Here is a 20,973-nt window from a genome sequence, read left to right on the forward strand (position 1 = left end):
CGAAAGCGGATTGCGAATGTCCGCTTTACTCGGAAACAGTTTTTAATAGTGTCTCACAGGGGTTTAATTTGCCTCAGATTGTCAGTGAATGACAATAGGTTGGAGTTCTCCTAAGGAAAAAACTGTACTGACAACTTTTGAAAAATACTCTGAGTCCGAAGGCAATTCGGTACTGCCACCTTTTGTTAACTGTGGCCAAGAACTCCGAACTGCGTAGTGTGAATTTTTACCGGATTTTCCGGTTAAAAATATAAAAAATCGGTTACCGAATCCGATGGCTGAAAAAGGCCGAAAAACCTTATTTTGCGCGTAAGCAACGAGCCACAAATCCCGCATTTATGCAGGATTTTGGCGACTGCCGCGTCACTGAGCGTCAGCGAAGTAAGCCAAAAATCGACATTAGTCCTGTTAGTTTAATGGATAGAACAAGTGCCTCCTAAGCGGCAGATTGTTCGATTCCTTCGAGCCTTGAAAATTGCATAAAACTTATAAATGTCTCAGTAGCTCAGCTGGATAGAGCACACGCCTCCTAAGCGTGGGGTCGGAGGTTCAAATCCTCTCTGGGACGCCAGAAAGCACCGCTGCAAGCCTTTTTTCGGGGTTTGCAGCGTTTTTTTGTTCCTCCTTCTCCCGGTAATTTCACTTCCGTTACCGGGAGATTTTTATACGCCGCATGATGTATATTTGCTAATTGGACTCGAACGCTTTTCAGAAATTTGCTAAGAAAATTCTGCGTTTTGCTAATTCGATTTTTCGGATCACTTTGCCGGGGCTTGCGCCGCTATCAGGGCTGCGAGCGCACTTGCCAGCTCCGGCGACTTCTGAAGCTGCTCCACAAGGCTTTCAAGGTCCAGGGTCGCAGGCTCCGATTTTACCGGTTCTTCCGGTGGACGGACATTGCGAAGATCAGGCTTGGCATAGAAGGCTGTCTCGAATTTCTGAGCATTGACCTTTCTATCCTCGTCCAGAATGTGAGCATAGATACTGGTTATCATGTCGATCTCGGCATGGCCCGTATCGCCCTGGGTGGCTTTCAGATCGCCGTGGTTGAGTTTCAGTTTGTAGGTGGTACTGGAATGACGGAGAGAATGAAAGACCACCTTCGGCAGCCCTGCGTCCTCACGGAGCTTTGCAAATTCTTTGAGGATGATACGATCCTCGCAGGGCCGTCCATTGGGAAGTGCCACAACCAGATCGAAGTCCTGATACTCGTCGCCCAGGAAACCTTTCAGCTCGTCCTGGGACTTCTTCCATTCCCGCAGGATGTAGGCCAGCGTTTTCGGCAGCCACACCTTACGGATGCTGGAATCGGTTTTCGGCTTTTTCAGAATAATTCTTGTGCTGGTGTTCGGCATGAGCGGAGTGAAGATGTAATAGATATCCTTCTCACCCAGCGTTTCAATCGCCCGTTTGGAAGCCCTCGTCAGCTCCTTGTCGATGTAGACATAGGCATTATCCGCCGCAATATCTTCATCGGAAATATGGACGTTCTCCCAGGTCAGCCCCAGGATTTCACCCATACGCAAAGAGCAGGCGAAGGAAAGGTTCATTGCCACATAGAGTTTGCTGTCCGTGCATTTGTCCAGGGCAAGACGGATCATATCCGCCGTCCAGATATCCCGTTTCGCATACTCCGTTTTCGGGAGGATCACATTGTCAAAGGGATTTCTTGCAATGATTTCCCATCGTACCGCCTGCTTAAACGCACACCGCAGGAGCTTGATGATCTTTTCAATGGTCTTGTCACTGACATAAGTGGTAACGGCCTTTCGGGTTTTGGTAGACACTGACTTGGTTTTCTGCAAGGTCTGGATATAACCGTCAACCGCACGGGGAGTAACCGCCTGTACCTCCATATCACCGATGATCGGATTGATATAGTTCGCAATCAGCGCCGTTTGGCTGTCATACATAGACACGCCCCATTTCTTTTCTCCGTAAAGAGATACGAAGTCATAAAGGAACTCGGTGATCGTCTGATTGCTTGGCGGGAGAAAAGTTCCCGTGTGCTGCTGATTTTCGATTTCTGCCTTGCGCTTCAAGGCCTCTTTGTGGGTATGCCAGGTTTCCCACTTCTGTTTGGTTTCTCCGTTTTCATCCACATAGTTGTAAACAACGGAATAGTTTTTCTTTCGCTTGATTATAGATGCCATATCGTTCTTCCTTTCTTGGATCACAGGTCGAGGGAGTCAAGCCACTCGTCAAATGACCGCTTGGAAATGCGTATGGCGTTACCAATTCGCACGATTTTGAAGTGCCCTTCTTTTACAAGGATATATGCGGAAGTTCTTCCAATGCCCAGGATTTGAGCAATATCGTCAACCGTATATGTCCTTCTTTCAGGGGTTTCTTTCTTCGTGCCGTTCCATGTTTGAGACATGAGAACCCCCTTTCAGTTATGAAAAGGAACAGCACGAATATGTGTGGGTAATATAACTTCCACCATCATTTTACCGTGCTGCTCCGTGTTTGTCTGCTGCTAATTGAAAAGTTTACGATCTATCCATAAACTTTCAAAAAAGAAAAGTAGGCTTACGGACGGCTGTTGGCACAGCTCCACGGGAGTTTCACCCCGGCCCATGCTGATGGGTGCGGCGCACAATGCTTTGTGGGCGTTCAATGCGCGAGTATCTTTAACCCTGCCCGTGTGTCATCGCCCACAAGCTGCCACGCTTGCTTTGCGGTCTGGCGCTGTTCGCTCGCCCGTTACAGTGGTCCCGTCCTGCGGACTTGAAACGAGGTCATGGCGCACCGGCCGTATGGCTCGGCACAAACAGGAATGTATCCGTTTGCCTTATACTGCGGCGTTGACCTCCCAACGGGCTTTCTTTGTCAAGGTGCTGATTCTGGCCACGAAAGAGAGAAACAGGGAAAGGGTAAGCTGTTTCCGTTTTCGGACCGGGCTTGTCAGCTCATGCTGACAATGGAATGAATGAGCTTGATCTCCAATCGGCGCTTCATGTACTCGTCCACCCGAACATGGGGCTGGCCGTCAGAATCGTAAAGCGTCCGGGTGCAGAGTTTATTGATATAGCCCTCATAATACCGGAGCACCTGATCCACAGCCTGAGAGTCCCCGTCACGGGCGGCGTCGATCACCGAAAGAGGAAGAAGCTCCTTGCCCTTGTAAGTGGGTTTCTTCATACCTTCAACCTCCCTTCGGCATGAGTGCGGCCAACTTGATCCGCAGCTCGGTCAATGATTTTGCCCTTCGCCGCTGAACGGCGCTGCGAGACATTCCAACAAGGCGGCCAACTTCCTGATCCGGCAGGTCCAGAACAAAATGCAGGATCAAAATACTCTGCTCCTGAACAGACAAACCGGCGAAGGCATCAGCCACAAGCTCGTTTTCGATATGCAGGTCATACCCGTGGGACGAGAATGTAAATCTGTCACTGGGGTAATGATCTACAACGCAGAGCTTGTCCATCTCCATTTGCGGAAGATCGCTGAATGACAGTTCCCTGTCACGGCGCCTCTGCATTTCCCGGAGGTAGTCGATTGCCTCATGGTACAGTACCAGCTTGCAGTAAGCATCGAACTGGCACCGCTCGCCATAGTCATTGCGGGGGATCATATCCATCTTTTCACCCCCTTTCCTGGGGGAATGAGGTGGGTTTCTCCCTTTCCGCTAACAAGGCGAACGCAAAGCCGCTCGCTACCCGCTAAAAGCCTCCTTTTTGAAAATTTCTCAAAAAATTTTTTTGAAGCGGGCTTGTCCTCGGAAAACAGCAAAAAGCGCCCAGCAAGTCTCAACGGACCTGCTGGGCGCAGAAATGTTTTATAAAGATGATTGCTTACATGGTATAGTTCATATTCAAGAGCATACGACTCCGACGGAGGGGCTACGCTTTTTTTAACTGGTGCAGATCATGGATACTGCGAAATAAAAAGAAGGACACGGCAAATTAACCTCCCATCGGCTACCGTGTCCCTGCAAGTCGTCATTGGTTTGTGCAAGCGCAAAGAAACGGCGGCTCTGAAAATCAAAGCCGCCGTTTCAAATGGGCGTGTCAAATTGTCTGCTCTACGACGGCTTTTTTTCTTTTGCCGTCGTCCGGCAGCTTGCTAACAGGTTATTTCTCTTTATGAGGATTATTATAAAATCCAAATGTCACAGAAATGTCCGAGCAGAACTAATTTTCGACAGAAAAACAGGCTGAATTGTTACAAAGCTCGGACATTTCAAAAGAATTTTTTGAAAAATACTAAAGAAGCGGAGCAGCTAAAATCTGCTCCGCTTCGATATGATTGATCTAAGGATGTTTTGCTATTTGATTAAACTCACTCTGTCAACCGCAATCGCTCCACAACTGGAAGGTTAACGTCAGTTTTGTAGACCCATATAGGCACAATAAGGCAGATTAGCAACACCAGTCCAGACACCAGCACCAGTGGGATAAATGGATAGGAGAAAACAGCATAATAGGCCACTTTACTAAAAATCATATATAGCAAGATGAAGATTGCTGTTCCAATGGTGACTGCAAGGGAAAGGGAAACGCCCCAATAATAGAAACCTTCCATAAATAGCATTCGTTTGATTTGTCGCTTTGTCATTCCAATGCTTTCAAGAACAGCTAATTCATAGCGCCGAGTATTTACATTGACAACCATTGTATTGACAAAGTTCATGACACCAACAAGCAGCAGGATCACGGACAACCCTGTTCCTAAAACCTTTGCTGTAATGAGATATTCCTGCATTTCTTCTCGCCGTTCATATCGGGATATAATATCAATGTTAGCTTGTGATGCGGTGATTTGCTTTAATTCTTGCAGTATACTTTCGTCATGTTGACCATCCGTATCAAAGGCCACGCGGAACACTCTATATTGCGGAAAGAGTTCTTTCAAAGCTGTTTGACTAATATACAAATCAGGAGCCGTCCCTCTCTCATTGCCTCCTCCTGCTCGAAACCCTTCATTCAAATAACCGTTCGCTACAATAAAGGAATGCTGTCCGTTCTGCGTCTGGATTGTTATTTCCTGCCCCGGCTGAATAAGGTCTTCTACTGTTTTGGACAGCAGCACAACCTTTCCTTGTTCAAAGGCAGACGTGTCAATAGGCAAGTTTAAGGTTTTATTGATTTCTTCCAAATATGCACTGTCAATTCCAAAAACCCCGCTAAAAAAGTTTTGCTGATAATTTTCTAATTTTGCCGGATCAGAAAAATCAATGCCGTTTACTCCGTCTAATGACGCAAGAAACTCGTGAAATACAGCATCGTCATATACAACATCTGCTGCTACTTGAGGATAAGGTGCATAGGTCAACCTCAAATTCTCAATGCCGTCAAGCTGACCAATCTCTGAAACCATTTCGCTGGAAATTAAATCTTCTCTTTCGTGGATACTATATGTGAGTGCAAAATCGCTTACTCCCCATTGGCTCACATAATTCTCCGGGCTTAAACCATGTAATAGCCCTGTGACGACAAGGAACAAGGAAAGGCCGAAAAAAAGCGATGCAAAAACAAGGGTTGTACTCTTAGCATTACGAAAGACATTGTTCCATGCCATTCTGGACAACTTCATTTTGCTACAATTTCTGGCGCTGCTCTTTGTGCTGGCTGCTGTATATTGGAGTGCTGCTATTGGTGAAACACTTCCGGCAATTTTGGCGGGCTTCATGCTTGCAATCATAACGGTAATGAACGTAAATATGGCCGCTCCTATGAAAATAAACGGCGAAAAAGATACTTTTGTTCCCACATCAGAATTTGTTGAATACATCATATTCAGGAAGTAAGGAACAATGCCAAAGGAAACAACCGCACCAAGTAACAGACCAATCGGAATACCAATACAAGAGATTCTGATTGCCTGCTTATAGATAATTCTCTTTATCTGCCTTTGGGTCGTTCCAATCGTTTTAAGACGGCCATAGAATTGCACATCTTTTATGACAGAGACATAAAGAATATTATAAATCAGCAGATAGCCGCTAAAGGATATAAAAACTGCTAAAATTATTACAGCTAAAATAATAGTTCCACCATTTGCCTGTTCTAATGGTACAATTTCAAATGTTTGCCCTTCTGTAAAGTCAATCTCACGCCGCAATCTTTCACAGTTTTTGTCAGCATCATCATTGCCTTGAAAACGGATCATTGCTGTAACACTATTATCCAGTGATACATTTAAGCTATCCTTAAAAGCGGATGAAACATAAACATAACCACGATTATTTGTGCGCATTGGAATGTAGTCCGTATAGTAGCCCGACAGCAAAAAGGTGTCCGTGACATAATCATAGCTATCGCCAATTTGGTATGACAACACAATCTCCATCCCTATTTGCGGATCAGAAATGCCCATCTGTTCAAGCACCCATGTAGGTAGCATAATTTCGTTTTTACTTGATGGGTAATTTCCTACAACACTTGATATAGTAGGCAGACGGTGGGTTCCCCACTCGGTATCATCTATCCAAACTATACCTAATCTCGCATTTTGCAGTTGCTCTGTATCAACACTGCCTAAACGCTGCTGTATACCTACGTCAAGGACAAGGTTTGATTTTGAAATTTCAACCAACTGATTTTCTGTTACATTTGTGATTCCGACATCAGCGGTAGTTCCCATTAACCGAATTTGTTGCATTTGGTAGGTTTCAAAGTAACTAAAACCAATACTGAATGTCGCAGTTATCATAAATGCAGTTAGCACAAGAGCAATGATTGCAAATAAATTACGCTGCCGTTCACGATGCAAACTGCGCTTTGCCAGCTTCTTTTCAATGTCACTGGTATCATTTTCAAAAGGCCATGTCATAGCTTGCCACCTCCTTATTCCACAATCCTGCCATCCTCAATGCGGACAATCCGATCTGCAAGGCGGGCTATGTCGTCATTGTGGGTAATCATTACAACGGTTTGCCGGAACTCCGCGCTGGTGCGCTTGATAAGTCCCAGCACCTCGGCGCTGGTCTTGCTGTCAAGGTTACCGGTTGGCTCATCGGCCAGCACAATAGCCGGTTTGGTAATCAGAGCGCGGGCAATCGCCACACGCTGCTGCTGTCCGCCGGATAGATTGTTCGGCATATTTTTCAGTTTATCTTCCAGCCCCAGTAGGTGAACAATTTCGTCCAAAAACTTCTGATCCACCGTGTCCCCGTCCAGCTCCACCGGCAGGACGATGTTCTCATACACATTCAGAATAGGAACAAGGTTATAGTTCTGGAAGATAAAGCCGATGTTGCGGCGGCGAAAGATGGTAAGCTGTTCATCGTTCTTCTTTGCCAGTTCTTCGCCCCGGACGATCACGGTTCCGCTGGTGGGAGTGTCCAGCCCGCCCATCATGTGAAGCAGGGTGGACTTGCCGCTGCCGGATGTTCCCACAACGGCCACAAACTCGCCGTCCTCCACGGAGAAGTTCACACCGTCAAGGGCGCGGGTAATGTTCGGCTCTGTGCCGTAATACTTTTTCAGATCAATCGCCTGTAAAACGCTCATACTCAAAACTCCTTTCAAGGCTTTCTGCCTGTTGATAAGGCTATTGTAAAACCCAAATGTCCGCGAAATGTTACAGCGGCCAAAAAATTTCATTGAAAATCGGGGGTGAAATGTTACAACGCTCGGACATTTCCGCCGAAAAACTGCCACTGGCAGCTTTATCGGCACACTGTTGCGAAAAGACTTACGGCGGGCAGCCGAGAATGACCGTCCGCCGCATTCTATTTTGTCGGCAGCATAATGGAAAATTCTGAACCCTTGCCCGGCTCAGAAACCACTTTGATGTAGCCGCCCTGCCGTGTTACGATCTCGCGGGTCAGATACAGGCCAATGCCCACGCCCTGCTGTTCGTGTACTTCTTCCTCACGATAAAAGCGCCGGAAGATAGCAGCCTGATTACTTTCGGAAATGCCCTTGCCGGTATCGGCTACTTTGATCTCCACATACATTTCCCACGGTATCACCGACACCGTAATTTTTCCACCTGCCGGAGTATACTTCACCGCATTGTCCAACAGGTTAAAGAGGGCTTCGGATGTCCACTTGCTGTCATGGGAAAAGGTCAAATTCTCCGGGCAGTCCACAGATACAGCGATTTTCTTTTTTTCCGCTGCATACACGATCCCACTCATGGCTTGCGCCACGGTATCAAAGAGGCAGACCGGTTTCTTATTCAACTGGATTACGCCCGTTTCCAACCGTGAGGTTTTCACAAGAGCCTGAAAGAGAAAGTCCAGTTTATCTGTCTGGGTGCGGATTCCACGGATAAAATCGGTACGCTCCGCCTCGGTCATAGGCTTTTCCAGCAGGGTGTCCGTCGCCATTTTCAGATTGCTTACCGGCGTTTTCACCTGATGGGAAATATCCGATACAAGGGTCTGTAACTCCTGCCGTTCCTCGTCCACCCGGCGACGGTTCTCCTGCATGATCTGGTAAAGCCTTGCCAGCCGGTGTCCGATTCTGGCAAGCTGGGTTTCGCTGTCCTCCGGGCGTTCTGGCGCTTCGTTTCCGGTGATCATGTGGTCTAAGGTTTGGCACAGGTCTACGGTAAACTGCGACAACCGCTTTCCAAATGCCTGCGTCAGTACAAAGATCCCTGCAAGGGCGCACAGCAGCATCGCTCCGCCCGTCAGCAGTGCCGCCGTCTGTTTTGTCACAAGAAACAGGGCTATGGTGATCCCGGACATGGAGAGGACAAGTCCTATTGCCACCCGGCCAAACAGCCGCTTTACCGAGAGGTTTTGAAACTTCATTTTGCCTCGCCTCCCGTCCATTGATAACCCATGCCGTAAACGGTCTTGATGTAGGGTGCGCCGCCGTCGGCTTCAATCTTGCTGCGAATACGGCTGATGGAGGTTGTCAGGGTGTGTTCGTCCACAAACCGCTCGTCTATATCCCACAGCTTTTCCAAAAGCTGCCCACGGGTCAGCACTTGCCGGGGATTTTTACGAAACAGGTTCAGCATTTTGTACTCCATCGGGGATAGAGTCAGGGGCTTGCCGTTTAAGGAAGCCGTCTGCTCCGAGAAGTCCAGAAACAACCGCCCGTCGTCGTAAATGTCCTTGGCCGGTTTGTGGTGTTCCAGCATGGCGAACATGGCTTTGATTTTCCGCTGCAAGGCCCCAATCACAAAGGGCTTTGTGATGTAGTCCACCGCGCCCACCTCATAACCCCGTATCTGGTCGCTCTCCTGATCGTTGGCGGTCAGGAATATTACGATGGTGTCCGGGTGCTGAGGCTTTATTAGCTTGCACAGCTCAAAGCCGTTCCCGTCCGGCAGGTTGATGTCCAGCAGCACTAAATCAAATTCCCGCTGGCGGATGGCGTCGGCTGCGGTTCTGGCATTTAGGGCAGAAGTCACGCCATAGCCGTCTGCGGTCAGGTTATAGGCCACCATCTTATTCAAAAAACTGTCGTCCTCGACAATTAAAATCTGCTTCATATCCTCACTTCCTTTGCTTTTTGCAGATAGTATAACAGGCAAATGTCCGCGAAATGTTACAGCGGACGGATTTTTCAAAAAAGGGTTTCCTCCTTATTATAGGATAGCCCACTTTACAATACAAGGCGAATAATATGAATTATAAAGTTTGAGCTATACGCATATAGCAGCATTCCATGGGCGGCCTATGAAATATAGAATGTATGTGGGTGATGCTAAATGGCAAAAGTTAAAGACTGCCCTGGCTTTGAAACCTTCGGTGCAGATGTAAAAGAAGCACGGAAGGCGAAGAACCTTGCACGAAAAGATTTAGCCGAAAAGGTGAATATTGATACCAGGTATCTTGCCAACATTGAAAACGAGGGCACGATCCCCAGCCTGCCGGTCATCATACAGCTTGTAAAAATCTGCGGTCTGCCGATGGAGAGATATTTCAATCCAGAGGTCATGCGAGAGGAAAGCGAGCTACGCCAGCGGGTCGGACAGAAGTTAAAGCTCTGCCCGGAACAGTATTTGCCTATCGTGGAGGGGGCCATTGACGGGGCCTTAAAAATTGAAAAGCCGAATGAAGAAACGGAGGGTGTCTGAACATCCTCTGTTTTTCTTATTTTGCGGGCATTTTGAGGTTTCCGCAACGCTTTATAAGTAGGGATAAGATACGGTAGCAAGCACAGCAAGCGAGTACCCGCTTGCGAATTTTGAGATTTTCAGGTCCCTTGCCCGAAAATTCAAAAATGCTTGTTGGGATAATCCCAAACCCTTATGAAGAACGGAGGCGGCGCATGGCAAACAGAAAACGGAATATTCAAATAAAATTCTATGTCACAGAGGAAGAAAAAAGGCTCATTGACGAGAAGATGGTCCAGCTCCCCACACAGCGGTACGGCGCCTACCTCCGAAAGATGGCGATTGACGGATATATCATCTATACGGACACCGCAGATATCAAGGCATTTACCAAAGAGCTTTCCGCCATTGGTCGGAATATCAACCAGATTGCCAAGCGGATCAACGCCGGAGGTCCTGCGTATCAGGACGACATGGACGAGATACGGGAAAGGCTGGATGAGATATGGCAGTTACAAAGACACATCCTATCAAGTCAACGCTGAAAGCCGCCATTGACTATATCTGTAACCCGGAAAAGACGGACGGAAAGCTACTTGTTTCTTCCTATGGCTGTGCCGCCGAAACTGCGGATATCGAATTTTCCTGGACCCGCCGCCATGCCATCGACAAGGGAACGAACCTGGGCCGTCACCTGATCCAAGCCTTTCAGCCTGGGGAGGTTACACCGGAACAGGCCCATGAGATCGGCATGGAGCTTGCAAAAGAAATCCTGGGCGGCAAGTATGAATTTGTACTTACTACCCATATAGACAAAGATCATGTTCATAACCACCTGATTTTCAATACGGTCAGCTTTGCGGATCACAAGCACTATCATTCCAACAAGCGGAGTTATCACTATATCCGCCGCACCTCCGACCGGCTTTGCAAGGAACACGGTCTGTCTGTCATCATCCCCGGACAGGACAAGGGCAAGAGCTATATTGAACATCAGGCTGCGCAGAACGGCACCAGCTATAAGGCAAAGCTGAAAGCGGCCATCGACCGGCTCCTGCCAGCCTGTTCCAACCTGGAAGAACTGCTTCGCCGCCTGCAGAGGGAAGGTTATGAGATCAAGCGCGGCAAGTATATCTCCGCCAGAGCGCCAGATCAGGAACGGTTCACCCGTCTGAAAACCCTGGGTGCGGACTACACCGAAGAAGCCCTTGCTGCCCGGATCGCCGGACACGCCAGACCTTCCCGCCAGCCGAAACAGCAGGACGGAAAGATCAGCCTGCTCGTTGATATTCAGAACAACATCAAGGCGCAGCAGAGTGCAGGCTTCACCCATTGGGCGAAGCTGAACAATCTGAAACAGGCCGCCAAGACCATGAATTTCCTGACCGAACACGGGATAAGCAGTTATGGAGAACTGGAAAGCAAATTGACCGCAATATCCGCACGCAGGGATACCGCTCATGCAGAGATCAAGCGGATAGAAAGCAGAAGTGCCGAACTTGCCCTTGTGATGAAGCATGCCGGAACTTACCGTCAGCTAAAGCCGCTTTATGACCGATACCGTAAATCAAATGATAAAGAAAAGTTCCTGCGGGGGCATGAGAGCGAGATCATCCTTTTTGAAGCGGCCGCCAGAGAATTGAAACGGCTGGGGGCTGTGCCGCTGCCGACAACGGAAAGCATGAAAACGGAGCTTGCCAATCTCAACGCAGAAAAGGAACGGCTCCTTGCAGAGTACAAAACCGCAAGGACCGAAGCCCAGGAATACGATACCGTCAAGCAAAATGTGGATGCGCTACTAACCGTTCCAAAGGAACAGGAACAACAGCGGCGGCATGAACTTGAATAATTTTCTCTGAAAGACGCTGGGCGCAGCTCCCGGCATCCTGTATAATGGAACTGCGGAAGGAGGTTTTACCGATGACAAGAAGCGAAGCAATCAAAGCATTTTTCTTCAAAAGTGTACTGCCCGTAATCGTGGCGCTGATCCTGTATTGTATTTTCAAATCCGCCTGCATGAAGAACGGAGAGATTGACTATGTATGGCTCTGGATACTCTGCGGGCTGCCGTTTGGCCTCCATCGGATGTGCCTCTGGATCGTGCCGGGCGGCGGCTCCCTGGGTGGAGGGATCGCCCTGTTTGCATTGAACTTTATTATCGGCGGCGTGATAGGCGGTTTCGTTCTGGCATGGCGGTTGATTGTGGCGGTATGGTATGTGCCGCTGACGGTGTACCGGCTGATCGTTGGATGATTTTCTTGCGTCATGGAAATATGGAAAACTGCCGCTCGTGCTGATGGAAAAGCCATTCACAACCTGATGGAAAAAGACAAGCCTTTTCCACAGGTCTGCAAACAACTTTCCCACAGCCTCGCAATTCTGGCAGTTTACGCACATTTCCACAACGCCTACTACGGCGGCTATCCATCCTTTCCTATCCAATCCTAAAAAAATACTATGGAAATCCTTCTCTAACTGAGGTACAGTTTGTACCCCTGTTCAAATAATTTGATTAAAAAGAAAAAGCGGGAGTACAGCCGATCGGACGAACCGAAAAGCTGTACTCCCGTTTTGCGTGACAGAAAGTGGTTGAAATCAAGCCTTTTTCTTCATGTGCCAGCAAGTAGACCGACACATGAAAAATCATAAAGGCTACCTTTGAAAATACGGATACAGGGAATTATTCTGTGTTTTTTCCACCCATATCCTCACAGATTTTAGACCGTTTGGAACTGTAATGCGGACAAGCGACCAGACACGCCCGGAAACTCTGCTTGCAGCCGTGAACACATTTTTTACAGATATGGTTATACTGCCGCCTGCCGTTCTCACCCAGGAAGAACGCCCATTCCAGCCTCCACTTCTTGCTTCGGCTCATAGGCAGTCGTGCTCCGGCACATCACGGCCGGGCTTTTTGACCTCCTGGGGCTTATGCTCGGCACATTCCCGTTTGGCGTCCTCCAACCGCTCACGGATGGAAGACTTCTCTGGCGTTGTCCGCTCTGCATACTTCTGGGCTTTTTCCAATTCTTCGCCGCGTCTGCCGTTGTTGATAACGCCGTCGATCATGCCGTAGTCATCCTCCAGCGTCATTTCAGCGGTGCGGAGAGGATTGTCCTTTTCCGGCTGTTCCGCTGCCACGGCAAAGGCCCGTGTGCCGTTTCCCATGATAAGATACTTTCCATCATCGGAAATATGGTGGACGCCGTAACCGGCCGCCTCCATCTGCTCCCGGCTCATGGCAGTCACATAAAAGCTGCCCCTGGGCGTCCGGATGCACTCGCCGGTTTCCAGATCGTCCGGGGTAAGCTCCGGCTGCCGTTCCTGCAAAAACTCCGGCACCTCGGAAAAGCCCACCCTATCGCAGTAATGGGCGGTGTTCTTCCCGTCCTGATGCAGCACCACGATATCCGACACGGACAGGGAGTGCCCCGTGAAGTCGGTCGGGCGATCCACATTGAACCGGGTATAAATGCTTTCCAGATCGTCCTTCGCCGTCAGCGGCGCTTCATAGACCAGCTCGTAATTTTCCGGCTTCACGGAAAGGCCGTTGCGGTGGATACTGTCCAGCGGCTCGAAACGATAGTCCAGCGTTTCGTTGCCACCCTTGAGCTGATAAATGGAAAAGCTGCTTTCCTCAGCCTGATCCTGAACGGCCTGTGCCTGCACCACGATATCTGCCGGAGTCTGCACATAGGCGGCTGTCTTTGCCGCATACTCCCGTTCCGCTCTTTCCGCAGCGGCCAGCATTTCATCCACACGGGATTTAGCCGGGTCATTCAAAGCCTCCATGACCTCCGCCATGTCAAAGTCAAGAAATTCCTCATAGCCCGTGGCGTCCTTGAACTTTTCAATCTCCGAAGGAAGATAGTCCTCCTGCGTCTGCCCCAGTGATGCCAGCTTTTCATCCAAAGCGGAAATGCGTCCGGCCATCAGGTTTTCATACAGTTCTTCCTTTGCGGCGTGTGCCTCCGGATGCTCCGCTGCATACTGCGGATCGTTCTGACGGAAAAACTCGTCCATGTCAAAGGCAATATCCATAGCCCACTCGGATTTTTCTTCTTCGGGAAGATCGTCCTGGAAGGTCATCACCCGGTACTCGTCGGGGATACTGCCGCGCTCACCGTCGTAATACTCATGGAAACTGTCACCCGTATCACGCACATAGCCCTGATCCGTGAAGGTGCCGTTTTCCTCCAACGCAACGTCCCGGCCGTAGGCCTCATAGTCGATGTAATTCTGCAAATGCTCTGGCACCTGCATAACGTCCAGTTCTTCGATGTAATAGCGGCCCAGATCGTCATAGTCATGGATATCGGGGTAAACCTCATAGCAATCCAGATTCTCGGTGAGGTTGATGATCTCCTGCAGGCTGCCGCAATGGTCGCCCATTTCCATACCGGCCTGAAACTGTGCGTATTCGCCTTCGCTCATTTCATCCAGCTTCGATGCCAGATAATTCAGCTCGTCCAGATTTTCATATTCACCCAGCTTACTGTAAAGACCGTCCACATAGCAGTCATAGTCCGTGATGAACCATTCTTCATAGGGCTGGCCGAAGTCATCCTTCTGGCCGATCCCGATCCGCTTAAACACTTCCTTCAATTCCTCGGCGGTGGTGGGAAACTTCACCCACTCGCCCACAAGCTCGCCCTCGTTATATTTCCCAAGATTGGTGATAAAGGCGGCAAAGGGATAATCCTTGTCGTGATCGTAATATGGCATATCAGCACCTCCTTACAGTTCCGGCGCGGCCTTTTCCTTGTAAGGCTGCACCTTGTGTTTTTCCGCACATTCCTTTTTGCCATGTTCCAGCCGTTCCCGGATGGAAGGCTTTTTCTCCGGCTCCGCAGGGCGTTCATGATTCCACTCGTCGCCGGAAAGAGAAATATATCCGTGTTCCGTAAAATGGCCCTGTTCCTCCTGCATGGCGTACTTGCCAAACGGAACAGGGTCGATTGCTTTCAGAAGTTCCGGGGGCAGCAGCATATCCATGTGCTGTGCCAGATACCGCCACCCCAGATCGTTCAGATCGTGGATATTGGGCTCAAATACGAAATAGTCAATGTTGTCCGCAAACTCCTTGAACTGATCCGATGCCGTCAGCTTGAAAGGCGATGCCTGCACCGCCGCCAGCAGCTCCCGGTCCTCCGGGGAGAGGGCAGCCACCGCCGCCCTCACTTCGGGTAAATGTTCCAAAGTCTTATTTTCTGCCATCAGCACCAGCCTTTCTTTTCGGAAATTCCAGTTTGAAATTGATGTACTTGCCGCCCGTGTCATCCAGGATCACCGCAGCGTCATAAGCAGCCTGTTTCTTTTCAGACCACATTCCCTTAACATTGGTACGTCCCTTTTTCAGAAGGTCCGTTGCCATCTTCTTTGTCAGCTCCTTCTTGCGGCTCGTCCAGAAGCGGTCATTTTTCCAGAGGACGAAACCGCAGGACCGATCCGAACACGCAAAGTTCTTCTTACCCTCATAAACCGGCTGGCCGCAGCGGGGGCAGGTACCGATCACTTCCTTCTCCGGGGCAAACAGCTTTTGGCCATCCTCGGAAATGCAGGAATAGGTGGACACGATCTCTTGAACCATCGTGCGGATACCGTCCATGAAGGTATCCGGGTCAGTGCTGCCTTTTGCAATCTCCGTCAATTTCTGTTCCCATTCCGCTGTCAGCATGGGAGAGGTCAGCGGCTCCGGCAGGACTGTGACAAGGTTGATACCGGCTTTTGTGGGGATCAGGCTCTTGCCCTTGCGTTCCACAAATCCGGCAGCCACCAGCTTTTCGATGATAGCCGCCCTGGTCGCAGGCGTGCCAAGACCTTTTCGCTCCGCCTCGTCGGGGATACCATCCTTGCCTGCGTTCTCCATAGCGGACAGGAGGGTATCTTCGGTGTAGGGCTTCGGCGGCTGGGTGAAATGCTCGGTAACAGCAACCTCCGCACCATCAAAAATCTGACCTTCGGTGAAGTCCGGGAGCGTATCGCCGTCCCCATCCGCAGGCTTTTCCTTCAAGAAGGCACGGAAAATGCGGTCGATTTCCCGCCAGCCTTCGGCAAGGACGCGCTTGCCCTTTGCGGTGAAGGAATGGCCGCAGCAGTTGAAAGTTGCCGTGACCGCCTCATACATATACGGCTCTGCCGATGCACACAGCAGCTTGCAGCAGACCAGCAGAAACAAATTGCGTTCGCCCAGGGGCAGAGCCTTGATATCCGCTTTTTCAATCTCCATCGTGGGAATAATGGCGTGATGGTCGGATACGTCCTTGTCGGAAATCATGGCCTCCACCAGCGGAAAGAAGTTGCCGCAGCCATCAAAGGGCGGCAGCTTTGCCGCCAGGTGGATCACACAGGAGGCTGTTTCCGCCATGTCGGAGGTCAGATAACGGCTGTCCGTGCGAGGATAGGTCAGCAGCTTCTTTTCATAGAGGGTCTGGGCGTAGTCAAGGGTCTGCTTCGCCGTGTATCCAAACAGGCGGTTTGCCTCTCGCTGCAAGGTGGTGAGATCATAGAGCTTCGGCGGCTGTTCCTTCTTCTGCTCCTTCGTGACAGAGGTACAGGTGACGGCCGCACCCTTGCACATGGCCGCTGCCTGTTCCGCCTCCGCCGGATCGGTAAACTTCTCCGACACCGCCTCGGCTCCATCCAGTATCAGGCGCAGCAGATGATATTTTTCCTTGTGGAATAGTGTAATCTTTGCGTCACGCTCTGCCAGCATTGCCAGTGTGGGTGTCTGAACACGACCCACATTCAAGGTGCGGTGATAGAGAACGGAGAAAAGGCGCGTGGCGTTGATCCCCACCAGCCAATCCGCTTTCTGGCGGCAGAGTGCGGATTGATACAGGGCTTCATAGTCGGCGCCGGGGCGCAGATCAGAAAAACCCTCTCGGATAGCGCTGTCCTCCATCGAAGAAATCCAGAGACGAAGGACCGGCTTGCGGCATCCAGCCATTTCATACATCAAACGGAAGATCAGCTCCCCTTCACGCCCGGCGTCACAGGCATTGACAATGGTATCCACATCGGGGCGGTTCATCAGAGTGCGAAGATTTTCAAAAGCGTCCTCCTTGCCCAGTGCCAGCACATAGCGGAACGGCTCCGGCAGAATGGGAAGATCATCATAGCGCCATTTCTTGAAACGCTCGTCATAACTGCCAGCATCCATCGGGGATACCAAGTGTCCCACGCACCAGGATACGAGAAGGCCGTTGCCCTCATAAAAGCCATCGGCCCTGGATGAAGCACCCAGAGCCGACGCGATAGATTTTGCCACACTCGGTTTTTCTGCGATAATCAGTTTACTCATTCTTTTCCTCCGTTTCCTCGTCCTCGGTCAGATATTCTTCTTCATCCTCCAGGTCGAAATCATCCAGATCAGCGGGAACTTTCTTGCCCTGCTTCGGTTTCAGCACCAGGAAATAGACTGCCGCGCCGCCTCCGGCTGCAAGGATCAGCAGCACCGCCAGGATCGCCCCGGTATTGCTTTTCTTTTCGGGTTCCGGATTCTCCGGCTCGGTGGGCTCCGCAGCTTTCTGTTCTGTGCCAACACATTCACTAAGGTTTTTTACGCAGACCGGGCAAGCGGTATTGACCGCTCCGGCCTGGCACTTCTCCGTACAGGTGCAGACAATAGGCGTTTCCGCCTTTTCTCCGTCCTCCGTGAGTGCCATGAGGTCGGCTTCATCCACCTGGTTCAGAAAATGCACGGTTTCCTCGCCCTCGTCGTCACGGTCGATAATGAGATAGAACACATTGCCGTTCTTCGTTTCCACTGTGATAAACTGTTTGCCACTGGTGGTAGGGCTGCCGATATCGTCGATCAGCGAAAGGTTCCCGTCCGGCGTCAGGGCGGCACCGCCATTCAGACCGCCGCCCAGCATCCCCAGCAGATTTTCCAGCGTTTCCGCGTCCAGAGAGAAAGGACCTTCCCCGGAGCCAGCCTCGCCGTCACTTACCGTCATGTAGCCGGAATAGACATAGCCGATTTTCTCTGGCAGGATGACCTTCAGCCAGTCGCCGTCCGTGCCAATCACCTTCACGGTCGTTCCGTTGGGAAGCTGGGTGAAGGCGGTGTAGTCCATTCCCGCACCCGTGCGGACATTCAGATTGCCGCCGCCCGTGGTGACGGTGCCGGTCTGTCCGGAGTCATTTTCGCCGGAACTGAACTGGATACCGTCCTCGGTGACGGATACCGTGACCTGGCTGCCGGCCAGAGCGGAAAGCAGATCAGAGACATCACCGGCCGTTTCCTGTTCAGCCACGGACTCCGTGGTTTCCTCGCCGCCGCTGGCAAAGGCGGTGACAGAAAAAGCGGCAGTGCTGAGCACCACCGCCAAAAGAGCCGATACCATTTTTGTCATAAAGTTATGCTTCATCCTCGTATCCCTCCGTTTCCTCATTCTCGGTGTTGCCCTCCTGCAGCATACCTTCCGGCAGGGAGATCATACCGCTGGCATAGGCTTTCAGGAAGGCGGTCAGTTCCTTGTTATCCATCTTCACGGCTTTCACCATGCGGACGATTTCCAGATTTTCTTCCTCCGCAAGCTGGGTCTCCAGCGCACGAAGGCGTTTCTGCTGCTCCGCGATCTTTTCTTTGGTTTTTGCAATGTCATTGCGGATCTTCTGTGTCGTTGCCATAAATCAAATTACCTCCATATCGTTTTTTAGTTGTAGGGCGGTCGCCCGAAAGCGTAAAAGTGGGATTGCCAGTAGCTTGTGTTGATATCTGCATACTGGATGGGATCGCCGCAGTGCAGCATTTTTCCACCGCCCACATAGATACCCACATGGGAAACGCCCGGTGTGTCGTAAGTGCCGACGAAAAAGATCAGGTCGCCGGGTCTTGCGTTGGCAGAAGATACCGGGGTGGAAATATTGTAGAGTCCCTGGGCTCCCAGCCTGCCCGTATTGCAGACGCCGCTTTGCGTCAGCACCCAGGATACGAAGCCGGAGCAATCAAAAGAAGTGTTCGGATTGCTGCCGCCCCAGACATAGGGATAGCCGATGTACTTCTCCGCCTCGGTAATGAGCGCTGCAAAGGTTTCATCTTCCAGTGCGGAAGGCGGAATATCATAGGTGGTGGGTGGTTTGGTGTACTTGTCTACATAGCCGGAGCCTGGGAACAAATCTTCCCGGTTCCCCAGCGTTGCCATATAGACCGCATACAGGGAAAGCGTTTCTTCGTCCATGATGTAGACCAGCACATGGGAAAGGTCGAAGTTTTCCAGCTTCACCTTGCAGATATAGTAGTTGTACGGTACTTCCACGTCATAGTCGTTTCCTTCGCTGTCTGTCCGTGTCTCCGTCCGATAGTGCACCTCCACTTCCACGGTCTGCGTCAGGATGTACTGCTTTTCAAAGAGCATTTGCAGCTCCGCCTGAACCTCGTCGATGGTGAACACCCCTTCATGGAACGCCGTGAGAATGGAGATCAGCACATAAGGGTCATGCTCGATCTCATCCAGATCAAAACGGTATTCGTCATATCCGGGGTGCAGAGCCTCATAGTGGTTCAGCTCATATTGAAGCTCCTGCTCCAGTTCGCAGTAGGCCGCCTCCGCAGCCAGCATATCCGTGTCCGCGGAGAGATAAGAGGAAGTAAATACACCGCCCACACCGGAGCCCGCCATCATGGAACAGGAAGATACCCCGCCAAACAGCAGAGCAACACAGGCGCCAATGCCGATCACCAACAGAACCGCCCGACTATGATGCTTGATGTAGAGAAAGGTTTCCTTGAATGCGTCCTTTGCTTTCTGTGCCGCACTTTTCGCCGTGGCCGCTGTGTTCTTTGCGGTTTTCTCTGCCTGTCGCAGCTCCTTTGCATAGTTCCGCTTGATCCGCTGTTTCTGCAGAAAGCGGGATACCGGGTTAGAAGCCGCCAATACAGGATCATCATGCAGTGCCTTTTGGTAAAGGTAGTCGGCGTTTGCCTTGACCGAAGCCTGCTCTGCCTTCGCCGCGTCACGCCAGGGCTTTGTGCGGTGATGGTGGACGGCGGCACGGACTTTGCCTTTTCCGTAGGCAAGCCCGCGTTCCGTCAGCACCTCGCCCTTGTGTCCGGCCTCCACACCCACATTTTCCTGCTCTACCTCATGCACCTTCGCATGGGCGGCGTGGACAATCTCATGGACCGGTCGGGAAAGTGGATTGTGCCGCAGGCGTCCGTTGGGGCGTTTCTCCACTTCTTCAAAGTGAAGCTGCGTTTTGCCTTTTCCGGCTGTCTCGTCAAAAATGCGCTCGGTACGGAGAACTTTCTTTGTGGGGATAGCGGCCTTTGCCGCGTCCAGCCTGTCCGCCGCACGGTCGGAACGGTCGATGTACTTTCCAAGTGCGGGATCGGCACGTTCTTCCTCGGTAAATTGCAGGCGGGAGGACGGGCGCTGCCTTGCGGCAGAACCATCCCGCACCGCCTGGGTGTCAGCCTTTTCCGCCTTTCGTGCGCTTTTCTTCTCATGGTGTTCCGCCGCACGCAGGGCAAGGTCTGCCGCAGCGCCAGCGGATTCTTCCGAAGAAACGGACAGCTCCGTTTCCGGCTCCCGGCTGCTGATATGTTTCACCTCGCCCGTGGCAAGGTTTTCCGATACCGCACCGTCACGGGTCATTTTCTGCGTGATCTTATCGGTCGCTTTCAGTTCCCTCATAGGCAGTCACCTTCCTTTCCATAGGGGCAGAAGTCACCGCAGGTGCCATTTTCGATCATGGCGATATAGCGGAAAATTGGATAGGCCTGGGGCGGACAGACCGCATTTCCCAATGTTTTCAGCCGCAGCGCCCGGTCATCCATGCGCTCGGTCATGCGGGGGATTCCTTCCGGTTCGGCGGCCCAGAGGATACGTCCGTCCATCCTTTCGGGAAGCCCATAAGCCATTCCACCCAATCCGGATTCAGCGCCGCCGTTTCGGACACAGGTCGTTCCTGGGAGATGATCTGCGCCGACAGGTTCCCGTCCTTCTTCGCCGGATCGAAGGCTGATGGCTTCAAGGTCGAGCGGAAACCGTCCGACGCCAC

Annotated in this window: 20 protein-coding genes, 1 tRNA gene and 1 pseudogene; 6 read left to right on the top strand and 16 right to left on the bottom strand. The window is 51.0% G+C overall.

Features of this window, described 5'->3' with window-relative positions; genetic code table 11:
* Positions 1 to 494: 494 nt before the first annotated feature.
* Positions 495 to 571: transfer RNA gene (locus tag HMPREF0373_RS02975), tRNA-Arg, on the top strand.
* 187 nt (positions 572 to 758) lie between these two features.
* Here HMPREF0373_RS02975 and HMPREF0373_RS02980 read toward each other — a convergent pair.
* From HMPREF0373_RS02980 to HMPREF0373_RS03020, 8 genes are all read right to left on the bottom strand, one after another.
* Entirely contained in the window at positions 759 to 2,153 is a 1,395-nt protein-coding gene (locus HMPREF0373_RS02980) for a site-specific integrase (protein ID WP_173896332.1), read from the bottom strand.
* 20 nt (positions 2,154 to 2,173) lie between these two features.
* Positions 2,174 to 2,380: a helix-turn-helix domain-containing protein gene (locus tag HMPREF0373_RS02985; RefSeq protein ID WP_005541444.1), complete on the bottom strand. Its 207-nt coding sequence runs from the start codon at positions 2,378 to 2,380 to the stop codon at positions 2,174 to 2,176.
* A gap of 527 nt (positions 2,381 to 2,907) precedes the next feature.
* The gene (locus HMPREF0373_RS02990; RefSeq protein WP_021738107.1) at positions 2,908 to 3,144 is read right to left on the bottom strand and encodes a helix-turn-helix domain-containing protein; all 237 of its coding nucleotides are present in this window, start codon (positions 3,142 to 3,144) and stop codon (positions 2,908 to 2,910) included.
* Between the two features lie 4 nt (positions 3,145 to 3,148).
* Positions 3,149 to 3,583: a sigma-70 family RNA polymerase sigma factor gene (locus HMPREF0373_RS02995; RefSeq protein WP_005541445.1), complete on the bottom strand. Its 435-nt coding sequence runs from the start codon at positions 3,581 to 3,583 to the stop codon at positions 3,149 to 3,151.
* A 701-nt stretch (positions 3,584 to 4,284) separates the two neighbouring features.
* Positions 4,285 to 6,777 carry an ABC transporter permease gene (locus HMPREF0373_RS03005; protein WP_021738110.1) on the bottom strand — a complete coding sequence of 831 codons (2,493 nt, stop codon included), beginning with the start codon at positions 6,775 to 6,777 and terminating at the stop codon, positions 4,285 to 4,287.
* 14 nt (positions 6,778 to 6,791) lie between these two features.
* Positions 6,792 to 7,457, bottom strand: coding sequence for an ABC transporter ATP-binding protein (locus HMPREF0373_RS03010; protein WP_014079454.1), 666 nt, complete (start codon positions 7,455 to 7,457; stop codon positions 6,792 to 6,794).
* Between the two features lie 221 nt (positions 7,458 to 7,678).
* On the bottom strand, positions 7,679 to 8,710 hold the full coding sequence (locus HMPREF0373_RS03015; RefSeq protein WP_021738112.1) for a sensor histidine kinase: 1,032 nt from the start codon (positions 8,708 to 8,710) through the stop codon (positions 7,679 to 7,681).
* Complete coding sequence (locus HMPREF0373_RS03020) at positions 8,707 to 9,399, bottom strand: response regulator transcription factor (protein WP_021738113.1); 693 nt, start codon at positions 9,397 to 9,399, stop codon at positions 8,707 to 8,709. The genes HMPREF0373_RS03015 and HMPREF0373_RS03020 overlap by 4 nt, the downstream gene beginning before the upstream one ends.
* A 219-nt stretch (positions 9,400 to 9,618) precedes the next feature.
* Here HMPREF0373_RS03020 and HMPREF0373_RS03025 point away from each other — a divergent pair, with 219 nt between their 5' ends.
* The 5 genes from HMPREF0373_RS03025 (at position 9,619) to HMPREF0373_RS16660 (ending at position 12,414) form a co-directional block, all read left to right on the top strand.
* Positions 9,619 to 9,987, top strand: coding sequence for a helix-turn-helix transcriptional regulator (locus tag HMPREF0373_RS03025; RefSeq protein WP_021738115.1), 369 nt, complete (start codon positions 9,619 to 9,621; stop codon positions 9,985 to 9,987).
* Between the two features lie 194 nt (positions 9,988 to 10,181).
* The gene (locus tag HMPREF0373_RS03030) at positions 10,182 to 10,511 is read left to right on the top strand and encodes a plasmid mobilization protein (protein ID WP_044962643.1); all 330 of its coding nucleotides are present in this window, start codon (positions 10,182 to 10,184) and stop codon (positions 10,509 to 10,511) included.
* Entirely contained in the window at positions 10,472 to 11,815 is a 1,344-nt protein-coding gene (locus HMPREF0373_RS03035; RefSeq protein ID WP_021738117.1) for a relaxase/mobilization nuclease domain-containing protein, read from the top strand. Before HMPREF0373_RS03030 ends, HMPREF0373_RS03035 begins: the two co-directional genes overlap by 40 nt.
* Positions 11,816 to 11,886: 71 nt before the next feature.
* Positions 11,887 to 12,219, top strand: a complete 333-nt coding sequence (locus tag HMPREF0373_RS03040; protein WP_044962644.1) for a DUF6050 family protein — start codon at positions 11,887 to 11,889, stop codon at positions 12,217 to 12,219.
* A 12-nt stretch (positions 12,220 to 12,231) separates the two neighbouring features.
* Positions 12,232 to 12,414, top strand: a complete 183-nt coding sequence (locus tag HMPREF0373_RS16660) for a hypothetical protein (protein WP_021738119.1) — start codon at positions 12,232 to 12,234, stop codon at positions 12,412 to 12,414.
* A 232-nt stretch (positions 12,415 to 12,646) separates the two neighbouring features.
* Here the strand turns inward: HMPREF0373_RS16660 and HMPREF0373_RS03045 are convergent, their stop codons facing one another.
* The 8 genes and pseudogenes from HMPREF0373_RS03045 to HMPREF0373_RS03080 form a co-directional block, all read right to left on the bottom strand.
* Positions 12,647 to 12,844, bottom strand: a complete 198-nt coding sequence (locus HMPREF0373_RS03045) for a hypothetical protein (protein WP_021738121.1) — start codon at positions 12,842 to 12,844, stop codon at positions 12,647 to 12,649.
* On the bottom strand, positions 12,841 to 14,691 hold the full coding sequence (locus tag HMPREF0373_RS03050; RefSeq protein ID WP_021738122.1) for an antirestriction protein ArdA: 1,851 nt from the start codon (positions 14,689 to 14,691) through the stop codon (positions 12,841 to 12,843). The genes HMPREF0373_RS03045 and HMPREF0373_RS03050 overlap by 4 nt, the downstream gene beginning before the upstream one ends.
* A gap of 12 nt (positions 14,692 to 14,703) precedes the next feature.
* Positions 14,704 to 15,165 (bottom strand): hypothetical protein, encoded by a 462-nt coding sequence (locus HMPREF0373_RS03055; RefSeq protein ID WP_242831178.1) that lies wholly within the window; start codon positions 15,163 to 15,165, stop codon positions 14,704 to 14,706.
* Positions 15,166 to 15,169: 4 nt separating this feature from the next.
* Entirely contained in the window at positions 15,170 to 17,269 is a 2,100-nt protein-coding gene (locus HMPREF0373_RS03060; RefSeq protein ID WP_021738124.1) for a type IA DNA topoisomerase, read from the bottom strand.
* Positions 17,262 to 18,338 (bottom strand): CD1107 family mobile element protein, encoded by a 1,077-nt coding sequence (locus tag HMPREF0373_RS17830; RefSeq protein ID WP_021738125.1) that lies wholly within the window; start codon positions 18,336 to 18,338, stop codon positions 17,262 to 17,264. The genes HMPREF0373_RS03060 and HMPREF0373_RS17830 overlap by 8 nt, the downstream gene beginning before the upstream one ends.
* Positions 18,328 to 18,600: a DUF4315 family protein gene (locus HMPREF0373_RS03070; RefSeq protein ID WP_021738126.1), complete on the bottom strand. Its 273-nt coding sequence runs from the start codon at positions 18,598 to 18,600 to the stop codon at positions 18,328 to 18,330. The genes HMPREF0373_RS17830 and HMPREF0373_RS03070 overlap by 11 nt, the downstream gene beginning before the upstream one ends.
* Positions 18,601 to 18,626: 26 nt before the next feature.
* Positions 18,627 to 20,606: a C40 family peptidase gene (locus HMPREF0373_RS03075; RefSeq protein WP_021738127.1), complete on the bottom strand. Its 1,980-nt coding sequence runs from the start codon at positions 20,604 to 20,606 to the stop codon at positions 18,627 to 18,629.
* Positions 20,603 to 20,973: pseudogene (locus HMPREF0373_RS03080) on the bottom strand (DNA cytosine methyltransferase); the annotation flags it as partial. The gene HMPREF0373_RS03075 and the pseudogene HMPREF0373_RS03080, both read right to left, overlap by 4 nt.

Source organism: Eubacterium ramulus ATCC 29099 (assembly GCF_000469345.1).
Taxonomy (GTDB): Bacteria; Bacillota; Clostridia; order Lachnospirales; family Lachnospiraceae; genus Eubacterium_I; species Eubacterium_I ramulus.